Consider the following 11,654-nt stretch of genomic DNA (forward strand, 5'->3'; position numbering starts at 1 on the left):
ACTTTCGCATGGCTCGTATCATTGGTGGCCTGGCCGTCTCCCACACCCCAACCATCGGCTTCGCAGTCGACCACGACAAACAGGAAGAAGCCGCCTGGGCGCCGATCTTCGAAAGCTTCGAGCCGATCCGCACCTGGCTGCAGCAGCGCCAGCCGGACGTGCTGTTCTACATCTTCAACGACCACGTCACCTCGTTCTTCTTCGACCATTACAGTGCCTTCACCCTGGGCGTGGACGAGCAGTACGGCGTGGCCGATGAAGGCGGCAACCCACGGGACCTGCCGCCAGTAGGCGGCCACGCCGCGCTGTCGCGACACATCGGCCAGAGCCTGATGGCCGATGAGTTCGACATGAGTTTCTTCCGCGACAAGCCGCTGGACCACGGCTTCTTCTCGCCCATGTCAGCCCTGCTGCCCTGCGATGAAAGCTGGCCCGTACAGATCGTGCCGCTGCAAGTCGGCGTACTGCAACTGCCGATCCCCACGGCGCGGCGCTGCTACAAACTGGGCCAGGCATTGCGCCGCGCCATCGAGAGCTACCCCGAAGACCTCAAGGTCGCGATCGTCGCCACCGGCGGGGTGTCGCACCAGGTGCATGGCGAGCGTTGCGGTTTCAACAATCCGGAGTGGGACGCGCAGTTCCTTGACCTGCTGGTGAACGACCCGCAGCGCCTGACCGAGATGACACTGGCCGAGTACGCCACGCTCGGCGGCATGGAAGGTGCCGAGGTGATCACCTGGCTGATCATGCGCGGCGCGTTGTCTGCCAATGTTGAGCGCAAGCACCAAAGCTACTACCTGCCGTCGATGACCGGCATCGCCACCCTGCTGCTGGAAAATCGCGACCAGGCACTGCCGGCGCCGGTCAACGAACGTCACCGCCAGCACATGCAGCATCAGCTGGCAGGGGCTGAGCAGCTTGAGGGCACCTACCCCTACACCCTGGAGCGCAGTGCCAAAGGCTACCGTCTGAACAAGTTCTTGCACCGCATGATCGAGCCGCAGTGGCGCCAGCGCTTCCTCAGCGAGCCCGAAGCGCTGTACCGCGAAGCGGGCCTGAGCGAAGAAGAAAGCGACTTGCTGCGCCGCCGCGACTGGCGTGGGCTGATCCACTACGGGGTGATCTTCTTCGTGCTGGAGAAGCTGGGCGCCGTGCTGGGTGTGTCCAACCTGGATATTTACGCCGCCATGCGCGGGCAGAGCATCGATGACTTCATGAAGACCCGCAACCAGCAGGTTCGCTACTCGGTGGCTGGCAAAGCGTCCAGCTAAGCGGCGCAGCCCGCTTGATCCTGTGGCGGCGCGAGCCGCGCTGCCACACCGCTCCCTGATTCAACCTGCCCAGCGCCGAAACGACGCTGGCGGGCAGCGCTGTGCCCATCCCTGGAGAATAAAAATAATGAAATGCCGCACCCTGTACCCGCTCGTCCCCACATTCGCCCTGGCAGCCAGCCTGCCACTGCAAGCTGTGGCCGAAGGCTTCGTCGACGACGCCAAGGCAACCCTGACGCTGCGTAACTTCTACATGAACCGCGACTACACGGGCACGGCAAGCCAAGGCAAAGCCGAGGAATGGACGCAAAGTTTCATCCTCGACTTCAAGTCCGGCTTCACCCCCGGCGTGGTCGGGTTTGGCGTTGACGTGCTGGGCCTTTACAGCATCAAACTCGATGGCGGCAAGGGCACCGCCGGCACCCAATTGCTGCCTGTTCACGACGACGGGCGCCCGGCGGACGACTTTGGCCGCACGGCGCTGGCGGCCAAGATGCGGGTCTCCAAGACCGAACTCAAGGTCGGTGAGTGGTCGCCCACCCTACCCATCCTGCGCGCCGACGACGGCCGCTCGCTGCCGCAAACCTTACAGGGCGCCCAGGTCACCTCCAACGAGCTGGCCGGCCTGACCCTGTATGGCGGCCAGTTCCGCCAGAACAGCCCGCGCAACGACACCAGCATGCAGGACATGAGCCTGTTCACGCGTACAGCGTTCACCTCGGACCGCTTCAACTTCGCCGGCGGCGACTACCGCTTCAACCAGGAGCGCACCTTGGTCGGCGCCTGGTACGCCCAGCTGCAGGACATCTACCAGCAGCGCTTCTTGCAGGTGCAGCATCAACAGCCGGTCGGCAACTGGGTGCTGGGCGCCAACCTGGGCTACTTCTGGGGCAAGGACGACGGCGGCGCCAAGGCAGGCGAACTGGACAACCGCACCGCATCTGGCCTGTTCTCGGCGAAGCTGGGTGGCAACACGTTCTACGTCGGCTTGCAGAAGGTCATGGGCGATGATGAATGGTTCCGGCTCAACGGTGCCAGCGGCGGCACGCTGGCCAACGACGCCTTCGGCTCAAGCTACGAAAGCGCCCAGGAACGCTCCTGGCAGGTGCGCCACGACTTCAACTTCGTGGTGCTCGGCATACCCGGCCTGACCCTGATGAACCGCTATATCCACGGCGATAACGTGCACAACGCCAGCACCCAGGACGGCACCGAGTGGGGCCGGGAAAGCGAGCTGGCCTATGTGATCCAGTCCGGGCCGTTCAAGGCTCTGAATCTCAAGTGGCGCAACTCCAGCCAGCGCCGGGATTGGGGCAGCACCAACAGTTTCGATGAGAACAGGCTGATCGTCAGCTACCCGCTGAGCCTGCTTTAAGGCACCCTGCCGGGCTCATGCCTGCTCAGTGATGACTTGGCGGATACAGGCCATCAGCGCGACTGCCGCCGGTGACTGCAGGCAGCCACTGCGCTGCATGAGACCAATGGCGCGAGCAGTACCGGGCAGTGCCAGCGGCAGGCGTTGCAGTTCGCCGCTGGCAATCTCGTAAGCCAACTGGTGCGCGGATACTGCCGCCAGCATGTCCGAACGCACCAGCAGGCCTCGGATAACCGCCAGATCAGCGCTTTCCACCACTGGCCACGGCGCTGCCAGACCGGCGGCGGCAAAGCAGTTGTCGAGCAGCCCGCGCGCTGGCGAACCGGCGCGCGGCAACACCCAGCGCGCCTGGTGCACGCCCTCGAGCGTGAGGTGTGTGTGCAAAAGCGGGTGCCCACGGCGGGCCAGCAGCACCATTTCCTCGTTGATGAGCGGCTCGCCCACCAGGTCGCTGGCGTAGTCGTGAGGCCGCAAGGCGCCCAGCACGAAGTCCACATCCCCTACCCGCAGCTCGGTTGCCAGCAGGTCGAACGGGCTTTCGTTGGTAACCACCCGAACCTGTGGATGCTGGGCAGTGAAGCGTAATATGGCATCCGGCAGTATGCGCGAGCGGCCCAATGGTAACGCGCCGACGTGCACCACCCCGCGCAGGGTGCCTTGCATCGCGCTCAGGTCGCTGTCCAGGTGGCGCAATTCGTTCAGCGCCCGACGGATGGGGAAGAGGATATCCCGGCTGGCCACGGTGGGCTGCAGGCCTCGCGAGGTACGCACGAACAAGGGCTGCCCGCATCCGCCTTCGAGTACTTTCAAAGCAGCACTGACGGCCGGTTGGCTAAGGCCGAAGTGCCGCGCCACGGTCTGCATGTGCCGGGTCTCACAGAGTTTCACGAACACCTGCAGGCGCCGCGCCTGGAACAGGTACAGGGGCTCGCCCTGGGCGGTGCCCAGCAACCCCGGCACGCTGTCCAGCTCCGCCAGCACGCGCTGGGCACGCGGCAGCAAGCACTCACCATAGTCGGTCAGGCGCATGCCATTGGCATGGCGCTCGAACAACGGGACAGCGAACCGCGCCTCCAGCTCGGCGATGGCGCGGGTGACCACCGACTGAGCACGGAACAACACCTCCGTCGCCCGCGAAACGCTGCCCAACTCGGCTACCCGGATGAACGCGCGTACTTGCATCAGGTTGGGCAGTTCGACGTTGATCATAAGGCTCCCCCTGCGCTGGGCACGTGACTGGGGCGACTATGCCTCTACCCCGCTTGCCAGGCAATAAATAAAACGCATAGCCGTTGCAAGTGAACGCATTAGTGCCTCGCACAGGCCGATGACATCCTGCGTCAACCCCCACTGCAGGAGCCATCACACAATGAATACCCCACAAAAAGCCGCCTTGGTGGTCAGCGCACATTCCGCCGACTTCGTCTGGCGGGCCGGTGGCGCCATTGCGCTGCACGCAGAGCAAGGCTATGCCATGCACGTGGTTTGCCTGTCGTTCGGTGAGCGCGGTGAGTCTGCGAAACTGTGGCGCAAGGGTGAAATGACCGAAGCCAAGGTCAAGGACGCACGCCGTGAGGAAGCCATGGCAGCGGCCGAAATCCTGGGTGCCAGTGTGGAATTCTTCGACATCGGCGACTACCCGATGCGCGCCGACAAGGACACCCTGCTGCGCCTGGCCGATGTGTATCGCCGGGTGCAACCGGAGTTCGTGCTCAGCCATTCGTTGAAAGACCCCTACAACTACGACCACCCGCTGGCCATGCACCTGGCCCAGGAGGCCCGCATCATCGCCCAGGCCGAAGGCTACAAACCGGGCGAGAAGATCGTTGGCGCACCGCCGGTGTACGCCTTTGAGCCGCACCAGCCCGAACAGTGCGAATGGCGCCCGGATACCTTCCTGGACATCACCCCGGTGTGGGACAAAAAGTATGCGGCCATCCAGTGCATGGCCGGCCAGGAACACCTCTGGGAGTACTACACCCGCGTAGCCCTGCAGCGCGGTGTGCAGGCCAAGCGTAACGTCGGCATCACCAGCGCACGCAACATCGTCTACGCCGAAGGGCTGCAGAGTGTGTTCCCACGCGTGACGGAGAACCTGGCATGAGTGGGTTGATCGGCAAGACCGGCATCGTGGTGCGTCATATCCCGCGCGCTGAGCCGCACATGATTGATGCCCTGGGCCGGCTGGGCGTAGCCACGGTGCATGAGGCGCAAGGCCGCAAGGGGCTGCTCAATACTGCCGTGCGCCCCCTCCAGCAAGGTGTGGCGGTGGCCGGCAGCGCGGTAACCGTGCTGGTGGCCCCAGGCGACAACTGGATGTTCCATGTGGCCGTTGAGCAGTGCCGCCCAGGCGACGTACTGGTGGTGGCGCCCAGCTCGCCGTGCAGCGATGGCTACTTCGGCGACCTGCTGGCGACCTCGCTGCAGGCCCGCGGTGTGCGCGGCCTGGTGATCGACGCGGGCGTGCGCGACAGCCAGACACTGCGCGACATGGGCTTTGCCGTGTGGTCCCGCGCCATCAACGCCCAAGGCACGGTGAAGGAAGTGCTGGGCTCTGTGAACCTGCCGCTGCTGTGTGCCGGGCAACTGATCAATGCCGGAGACATCGTCGTGGCCGATGACGACGGCATCGTGGTGGTGCGCCATGGCGAAGCCCAGGCGGTGCTCGAAGCGGCCACCCAGCGCGCCGACCTGGAAGAACGCAAACGCCTGCGCCTGGCCGCCGGCGAGCTTGGCCTGGACATCTACGAGATGCGCCCGCGCCTGGCGGCCAAGGGCCTGCGTTATGTCGACCACCTCACCGACCTGGAAGGCTGAACATGGGCCAGACCCGCATACCCTGCCTGCTGATGCGCGGCGGCACCTCCAAGGGCGCCTATTTCCTGCATGACGACCTGCCCGCCCCAGGCCCGCTGCGTGACCGGGTGCTGTTGGCGGCGATGGGCTCACCCGATGCGCGGCAGATTGACGGCATCGGCGGCGCCGACTCGCTCACCAGCAAAGTCGCCATCATCCGCGCCTCGCAGCGCGAGGACGCCGACGTCGACTACCTGTTCGCTCAGGTGGTGGTGGACGAGGCGCGGGTGGACTATGGCCAGAACTGCGGCAACATTCTGGCCGGCGTAGGGCCGTTCGCCCTCGAGCGCGGCCTGGTAGCCGCCAGCGGCGCGAGCACGCCGGTACGCATCTTCATGGAAAACACCGGGCAGATCGCCATCGCCCAGGTGCCGACCACCGATGGCCAGGTGGAGTACGCCGGCGATACCCGTATCGATGGGGTGCCGGGCCGTGCGGCGGGGCTGGTGGTCACGTTTGCCGACGTGGCCGGCGCCAGCTGTGGAGCCCTGCTGCCCACCGGCAACAGCCGCGACAGGGTCGATGGCGTGGACGTCACCTGCATCGACAACGGTATGCCGGTGGTACTGCTGCGTGCCGAGGATTTTGGCGTGACCGGTTACGAGCCGTGCGAAACGCTGGAGGCCGACAGCTCACTGAAAACGCGCCTGGAAGCCATCCGCCTGCAACTGGGCCCACGCATGAACCTGGGTGATGTCAGCCAGCGCAATGTGCCGAAGATGTGCCTGTTGTCGGCACCGCGCAACGGCGGCACGGTCAATACGCGCTCGTTCATTCCGCACCGTTGTCATGCATCCATTGGGGTGTTTGGCGCGGTGAGTGTTGCTACGGCCTGCTTGATTGAAGGGTCGGTTGCACAGGGCCTTGCCAGCACGTGCGGCGGTGATCGTCAGCGTTTGGCGGTGGAGCATCCGAGTGGGGAATTTACCGTGGAAATCAGCTTGGACCATGGGGTGATCACCGGGTGCGGGTTGGTGAGGACGGCGCGGTTGTTGTTCGATGGGGTTGTGTGTGTTGCTCGGAATGTATGGGGTGGGCGGCAGTAGTGCTTGCCAAAGCCTCTTCGCCCTTGAGGTCGAGCACCGCCCGCGCGGCGCATTGAAACTCATGAAACAAGCTGCCCTGGTGGCAGAACTGAAGATTTTGGCATACACACGCCCTGTGGAAAGTGAGCAAAAAAACGGCATAATCGCGAAATCTGAAGATTTTGTGAGCTGAATTAAAAAAACACAGCGCTCACGCCCAAACTGAAGGAAAAGGTACGTGCGGGCAGCGGGAGATACTCGGGGCCCGCGAACAATCGCCGTTAGCAGTACCTGTACAGGGTCCCCAAGGCAGTGTTCGACTCTATCGAGTTGACGGCGCAACAGGTGCTTGCCGGCCAGCGCTCAGAGACTCAAGCGCAACAGGCGGCAGCGCGATAGTCGGATGCATAGCGTTGAGTCGAAGAGCGTTTATTCATGGCACGAAAAGCAGGCCACGCAGCCACCCCCGACTGGGTCATCCGCAGCGCTCACCCTGGCAGCGTAGAGCGGATAGAAGCGTGGTTCGGTAGCCATGGCTACGATCCTCACCGTCACGACACCTACTCGATCGGCCGCACCCTCGCCGGGGTGCAGAGCTTTCACTACAAAGGGGCGCTGTGCCACGGCCTACCGGGTAACACGTTGGTCCTGCACCCTGACGAAGTGCACGACGGCATGGCCGGGACTGAAGCGGGCTTTCGCTACCGCATGGCCTACATCGACCCAGCACTGATCCAGAATGCGCTCGGCGGTGAACCTTTGCCCTTCATCGCGGGTGGGCTGTCCAGCGACCCGCGCCTGTACCGCGCCAGTGAAGCCTTCGTGCAGGCACTGGAGCACCCGCTGGAAACGCTGGAGGAACAGGACGCCGTGTATGACCTGGCGATGGCGTTGCGTGCGGTGGGCGGTAAGCCACGCGGCCGCAAACGCCTGGATTACCGGGCGGCCGAGCGCGCCAGGGCGTTCATCCTGGAGCACCTTCACCTGGGCATCACCCTGGAGATGCTGGAACAGGCCAGCGGCCGCGAACAATGGAGCCTGTCCCGCGACTTTCGCGCCCTCTACGGCACCAGCCCCTACCGCTTCGTGACCCTGCGGCGCCTGGATACTGTGCGCAGGCTGATGCTCGATGGTTTCACCTTGGTCGATGCGGCCCTGGCGGCAGGCTTTCACGATCAAAGCCACATGACACGGCACTTCACACGCAGCTATGGGGTGCCACCGCTGCGCTGGCTGGAGCGCTTGCGACCTGCGCGCTGACGTGCAGGATCGTACAAGAACGCCTTGTGGCGGTTCGATAGGCTGGCCACTTCAACCCATGAGGATCCGTCATGTCCAACCCCAGCCCGCAACGCCCGGCATACCCCGTAAACCTGGCCCAGAAAGCTGCACTGATCGAACAGCAGTGGAGCCCGAGAGTGGTCGCTGAGATGAACGACTACCAGTTCAAGGTTGTGCGAATAGAAGGTGAATTCATCTGGCATTCGCACCCGGAAACCGACGAAGCGTTTCTTGTGCTCGAAGGCACCTTGCGCATCGATTTACCGCAGGGCTGCGTTCATGTGAACCCAGGCGAGTTGTATGTGGTACCACGTGGGGTGGAGCACAGGACAGCGGCGCAGGGCGAAGCGAAACTGATGATGATCGAGCCCAGAGGCGTGTTGAATACCGGCCATGAAGGTGGAGTGCGCACTGCCATGAACGACGTCTGGATATGAGGGGTAAACATCACTCATAGCGGATGGTTCGTGGTTTCAAAAGTCCATTGCTACCGCAAGTGCACTGAGCAGCAAACAGAGGCTTGCCACAGCTGTTAAATGGACCCGCATCGGCAGATACCACCCCGGCACAGCTTGCACCAGTTTGCGATCCTGCCAAAGGTGGCCGATAAAACCACAGGTCAGCACCAGACAACCCACTGGCACGGGTAGCAACGTGCCAACCCAACCGATCAGGGCCGGAATAACGCTCCACACGAGCCGCTCGCGACGCTGCTTCGCGAGCAAACCCTGTAACGTCATGGCGAAGCCCCAGTGCAGGGCGCCGACGAAGCTCAGTATCACAGCGCCATAGCTGACCAACATGAGCGAGGAGAAAGATCGATACTCAGCGAAAAAGACGATGAGCAGGGTCAAACCAACGAAGGGCAGCAAGCCACCGTAACCCAGCATCGTGTAGCGGCTTGCAGGTAAAGCAGCAGTGACTGCACTCATTTGGACGCCCCTTCGCGACGGTTCAGCATCGCCTGTCAATTGTGCCGCCCAATGAGGTTAAGGAATTCGTGCCGAGTCGAAGCGGAGTCGCGAAACTCCCCTAACATCACGGAGGAAATCATCACGGAGTTCTGCTTCTCGACCCCGCGCATCATCATGCACATATGCTTCGCTTCAATCACGACCGCAACTCCTGCGGCATCCGTGACTTGCCCAATTGCATGCGCAATCTGCCGCGTCAGGTTTTCCTGTATCTGTAAGCGACGGGCATACATGTCCACCACGCGCGCGACCTTAGAAAGCCCCAATACCCGCCCTGTTGGCAAATACGCGACATGCGCCTTGCCGATGAACGGCAACATGTGGTGTTCGCACAACGAGTAGAGCTCAATGTCACGCACGACAATCATCTCGTCGTTCTGACTTTCGAACAGAGCACCGTTGACGACCTCGTCAAGACTCTGGGCATATCCGTTGCACAAGTACTGCATCGCTTTGGCCGCACGCTGGGGCGTGTCCACCAGCCCTTCGCGCTGCGGGTTTTCACCAACGCCAACAAGGATCTGATGGTAGTGCTCGGCTAACGAATGTGACATTTGGACTCCTCACCGCTACAGCGGTGCCCGGCATCGGGATGTGGTAGCCAGGCCAAGTGTGGCCGCAAACGACAGAACAACCGGTAAAAGACCGAAAACAGGGGGCGTAGCGGGCGCCAGGACAGTGGCGCGACCCACATACCCGCATCGGCAGCACGCCAGGCCCACAAGGTAGCGTCCAAGCCCTTGACCCATTGCCCGTTGGCGAACCGTCCATGCAGGCATGACCTCAGTTGCTCAACCGTCACGCTCAATGCCTCTGCCTCGAAATCGTCATCACTGATATCAACCAGAATGAGCTTCGCCTGGGTCGATTTCCGGCGCAGAAAGGCTATCTCTCTAGCGCACAGGGGGCAGGCGCCATCGAAGTACAGCGTTAGGGGCCACTGACAATACATGTACAACCTCAAATATTTGTACAGGTTTTTGTATAAGTTAGCGGAAACCAAGAAATTCGCAATGGGCATGTGATGGCTTTCCGGCGGTGGCAGCCAAGCGCAATGCCTCGGTTGCCGGGTATGCCTGGACGCAGCTGCCGCTAGGACATGCACACCGGCATGGCCCGAGCGCGGTGATTATGCATGACTGTATACACGCTAGAAGCACTTACAGCGGCAGCTGGACATTACCTGTGGGAGTCCGGTTTACCGGCAATATCGCCAGCCCAAGCAGCTGCAACTGCAGGGAAATCGGACAACGGCAAAAGGGCAGCAGGCGGATGTGCCGTCCTCTCGTTGTCTTACCTCTTGTCAGCCCAAATAAGACGCCGTTCTTCTGGCGAGACTCCTGCGATTCAGCTCAATCTCGTCATTCACGTCGACGCCTCGATAAACCATTGAAGTCTCGTGACGGACGTACTCCCCTTCGCGCTGAGCACTCAGCCAGTTGAATGAACCGACACATAAAAGACTCTGATCGGCCATGACGATCTTGCTGTGTACTTTATTGACGATACGCACGGGAATGCCCCGGGCTTTCAACTCAGCCAAGGTAGCGTTGAATGCCGCGATCTTTTGCGGCTCGCCTTGGGGTTTTCGGGCTGATATTTCAGTATTGAGCTGCAGGTCGGTGAACACTTCGACATTGACGCCACGCTCCACCGTTGCACGCATGTGCTCAAGCGCCCCTGTAGTGAACAGGCATTCCAACTTGACCCACGGCGTAATGATCTGAACCTGGTGGCTGGCCGTTTGCAATGTCTCTTTCAGAAACTCGTCATGCTGGCGCCAATCGTGCAAATGACTTAACCCGGTACTCGCGGTGTACAAGTCTTGCCTAGGCTGATACTCGAACTGCAACTCACTGGCCGGGTCAGCCAGCAGGTACTTCGCCAGCAGCCCACGTGGTTTACTTACAGGCACCTGGCCAATCAAATCCATGTCGCCAAACACCAAGAAGCTGTCCTTAGCCCGCGACACAGCTACATTGAGCATACTTTCGCGTCGATCAATGAAACCGCCATCGGCATGCTTGGAATATACCGCCGAAAAAATCACCAACGGCCGCTCTGCGCCCTGGAACGAATGCACGGTACCGACAGTGATCTGGTCCGCCCCTTTTCCAGCGTTCAGGCCCAATGCCTGGCATGCCTCGGCGATGGCGCGGCTTTGCGCTCCGAATGGCGTTATCACCCCTACAATCTCGTGAAGCGACCTGCGTGGGTAGCGCTGCTTGAGTTCATCTGCGTGGGCATGAAGCCACGCAGCAATGGTCTGCGCCTCTAGCAAGTTTTGGCGGCTGCCATGGCTGTTTTGCTCACACAAGCCATCGATGTGGAGGTAGCCAAGTCCCGGTAAGCCATCTTGCACTGCCTGCCCCCGGCGAGGCAGCAGTTTGCCCTTGTAGCAAAGGGTGTTGCAGAAAGTGATGATCGAGTCATAGCAGCGGCGGTGCTCGTAGAGGTACATCCCCCGGGCAAGGTCTGGGTCGTAGTGATAACGGCTGGTCGACTGGGCGATGGCCATCACGCTGCCACTTGCGGCACTGCGCCCAGCTTTGCAGAATGCCTCGTAGTCTTCCTCGGCCTGGCTGTGCGAAACCAGCCCAGCACTGGTGAGGTTGCCGATATCCACCTTGGCCGGGATCGACCAGATGGGCTCGATCTGTTGGGTGTCGCCGATGACCAGCGCTTGACGAGCAAGGGCAAACGACGCCGCGGCCACCTCCGGCAGCACCTGTCCAGCTTCGTCGACGATCAGCAAGTCAATGAAATCGACCAAGTAGTCGTCTATGTAATCACCGTCGTCGTAGCGTTTACATGAGAGCTCTTTGGGCAGCCTGAAAAAGGTAGAGACCACACAAGGTGTGAGTTTCATCCA

At 61.8% G+C, this 11,654-nt stretch carries 12 protein-coding genes; 7 read left to right on the forward strand and 5 right to left on the reverse strand.

Going from position 1 to position 11,654, the window contains the following annotated elements:
* The first annotated feature begins 8 nt into the window (after positions 1–8).
* Together ACIPZH_RS01775 and ACIPZH_RS01780 are read left to right on the forward strand one after the other, a co-directional pair.
* Positions 9–1,271, forward strand: coding sequence for a gallate dioxygenase (locus tag ACIPZH_RS01775; RefSeq protein WP_400634835.1), 1,263 nt, complete (start codon positions 9–11; stop codon positions 1,269–1,271).
* A 127-nt stretch (positions 1,272–1,398) separates the two neighbouring features.
* Positions 1,399–2,646 carry an OprD family porin gene (locus ACIPZH_RS01780; protein WP_400625329.1) on the forward strand — a complete coding sequence of 416 codons (1,248 nt, stop codon included), beginning with the start codon at positions 1,399–1,401 and terminating at the stop codon, positions 2,644–2,646.
* A 15-nt stretch (positions 2,647–2,661) separates the two neighbouring features.
* Here ACIPZH_RS01780 and ACIPZH_RS01785 read toward each other — a convergent pair whose 3' ends face one another.
* Complete coding sequence (locus ACIPZH_RS01785) at positions 2,662–3,855, reverse strand: LysR family transcriptional regulator (RefSeq protein ID WP_400634837.1); 1,194 nt, start codon at positions 3,853–3,855, stop codon at positions 2,662–2,664.
* 118 nt (positions 3,856–3,973) lie between these two features.
* Between ACIPZH_RS01785 and galB the strand changes: the two genes are divergently transcribed.
* The 5 genes from galB to ACIPZH_RS01810 all read left to right on the forward strand — a co-directional run bounded on the left by galB (position 3,974) and on the right by ACIPZH_RS01810 (position 8,245).
* Positions 3,974–4,750, forward strand: coding sequence for a 4-oxalmesaconate hydratase (gene galB, locus ACIPZH_RS01790; RefSeq protein WP_400634839.1), 777 nt, complete (start codon positions 3,974–3,976; stop codon positions 4,748–4,750).
* Positions 4,747–5,463 (forward strand): 4-carboxy-4-hydroxy-2-oxoadipate aldolase/oxaloacetate decarboxylase, encoded by a 717-nt coding sequence (locus ACIPZH_RS01795; RefSeq protein ID WP_400625335.1) that lies wholly within the window; start codon positions 4,747–4,749, stop codon positions 5,461–5,463. Before galB ends, ACIPZH_RS01795 begins: the two co-directional genes overlap by 4 nt.
* 2 nt (positions 5,464–5,465) lie before the next feature.
* Positions 5,466–6,548: a 4-oxalomesaconate tautomerase gene (locus ACIPZH_RS01800; RefSeq protein ID WP_400634841.1), complete on the forward strand. Its 1,083-nt coding sequence runs from the start codon at positions 5,466–5,468 to the stop codon at positions 6,546–6,548.
* Between the two features lie 414 nt (positions 6,549–6,962).
* Positions 6,963–7,787, forward strand: coding sequence for an AraC family transcriptional regulator (locus ACIPZH_RS01805; RefSeq protein WP_400634843.1), 825 nt, complete (start codon positions 6,963–6,965; stop codon positions 7,785–7,787).
* Between the two features lie 71 nt (positions 7,788–7,858).
* On the forward strand, positions 7,859–8,245 hold the full coding sequence (locus ACIPZH_RS01810) for a cupin domain-containing protein (protein WP_400634845.1): 387 nt from the start codon (positions 7,859–7,861) through the stop codon (positions 8,243–8,245).
* Positions 8,246–8,281: 36 nt separating this feature from the next.
* Here the strand turns inward: ACIPZH_RS01810 and ACIPZH_RS01815 are convergent, their stop codons facing one another.
* From ACIPZH_RS01815 to ACIPZH_RS01830, 4 genes are all read right to left on the reverse strand, one after another.
* A complete protein-coding gene (locus ACIPZH_RS01815; RefSeq protein WP_400634847.1) occupies positions 8,282–8,740 on the reverse strand; it encodes a DUF3429 domain-containing protein in 459 nt (152 codons plus the stop codon).
* A gap of 35 nt (positions 8,741–8,775) precedes the next feature.
* Complete coding sequence (folE, locus tag ACIPZH_RS01820) at positions 8,776–9,336, reverse strand: GTP cyclohydrolase I FolE (RefSeq protein WP_267822851.1); 561 nt, start codon at positions 9,334–9,336, stop codon at positions 8,776–8,778.
* The gene (locus ACIPZH_RS01825; protein WP_400635003.1) at positions 9,321–9,734 is read right to left on the reverse strand and encodes a thiol-disulfide oxidoreductase DCC family protein; all 414 of its coding nucleotides are present in this window, start codon (positions 9,732–9,734) and stop codon (positions 9,321–9,323) included. Before ACIPZH_RS01825 ends, folE begins: the two co-directional genes overlap by 16 nt.
* A 351-nt stretch (positions 9,735–10,085) precedes the next feature.
* Positions 10,086–11,651 (reverse strand): AAA domain-containing protein, encoded by a 1,566-nt coding sequence (locus tag ACIPZH_RS01830; protein ID WP_400634849.1) that lies wholly within the window; start codon positions 11,649–11,651, stop codon positions 10,086–10,088.
* Positions 11,652–11,654: the final 3 nt, after the last annotated feature.

This window comes from Pseudomonas sp. NPDC089758 (assembly GCF_044748705.1).
Classification (GTDB): Bacteria; Pseudomonadota; Gammaproteobacteria; order Pseudomonadales; family Pseudomonadaceae; genus Aquipseudomonas; species Aquipseudomonas putida_X.

Coding starts and splice junctions, on each gene's coding strand:
- ACIPZH_RS01780 (WP_400625329.1), top strand. CDS start 1,399: ATGAAATGCCGCACCCTGTACCCGCTCGTCCCCACATTCGCCCTGGCA.
- ACIPZH_RS01830 (WP_400634849.1), bottom strand. CDS start 11,651: ATGAAACTCACACCTTGTGTGGTCTCTACCTTTTTCAGGCTGCCCAAA.
- galB (WP_400634839.1), top strand. CDS start 3,974: ATGACATCCTGCGTCAACCCCCACTGCAGGAGCCATCACACAATGAAT.
- folE (WP_267822851.1), bottom strand. CDS start 9,336: ATGTCACATTCGTTAGCCGAGCACTACCATCAGATCCTTGTTGGCGTT.
- ACIPZH_RS01800 (WP_400634841.1), top strand. CDS start 5,466: ATGGGCCAGACCCGCATACCCTGCCTGCTGATGCGCGGCGGCACCTCC.
- ACIPZH_RS01785 (WP_400634837.1), bottom strand. CDS start 3,855: ATGATCAACGTCGAACTGCCCAACCTGATGCAAGTACGCGCGTTCATC.
- ACIPZH_RS01815 (WP_400634847.1), bottom strand. CDS start 8,740: ATGAGTGCAGTCACTGCTGCTTTACCTGCAAGCCGCTACACGATGCTG.
- ACIPZH_RS01810 (WP_400634845.1), top strand. CDS start 7,859: ATGTCCAACCCCAGCCCGCAACGCCCGGCATACCCCGTAAACCTGGCC.
- ACIPZH_RS01775 (WP_400634835.1), top strand. CDS start 9: ATGGCTCGTATCATTGGTGGCCTGGCCGTCTCCCACACCCCAACCATC.
- ACIPZH_RS01795 (WP_400625335.1), top strand. CDS start 4,747: ATGAGTGGGTTGATCGGCAAGACCGGCATCGTGGTGCGTCATATCCCG.
- ACIPZH_RS01825 (WP_400635003.1), bottom strand. CDS start 9,734: ATGTATTGTCAGTGGCCCCTAACGCTGTACTTCGATGGCGCCTGCCCC.
- ACIPZH_RS01805 (WP_400634843.1), top strand. CDS start 6,963: ATGGCACGAAAAGCAGGCCACGCAGCCACCCCCGACTGGGTCATCCGC.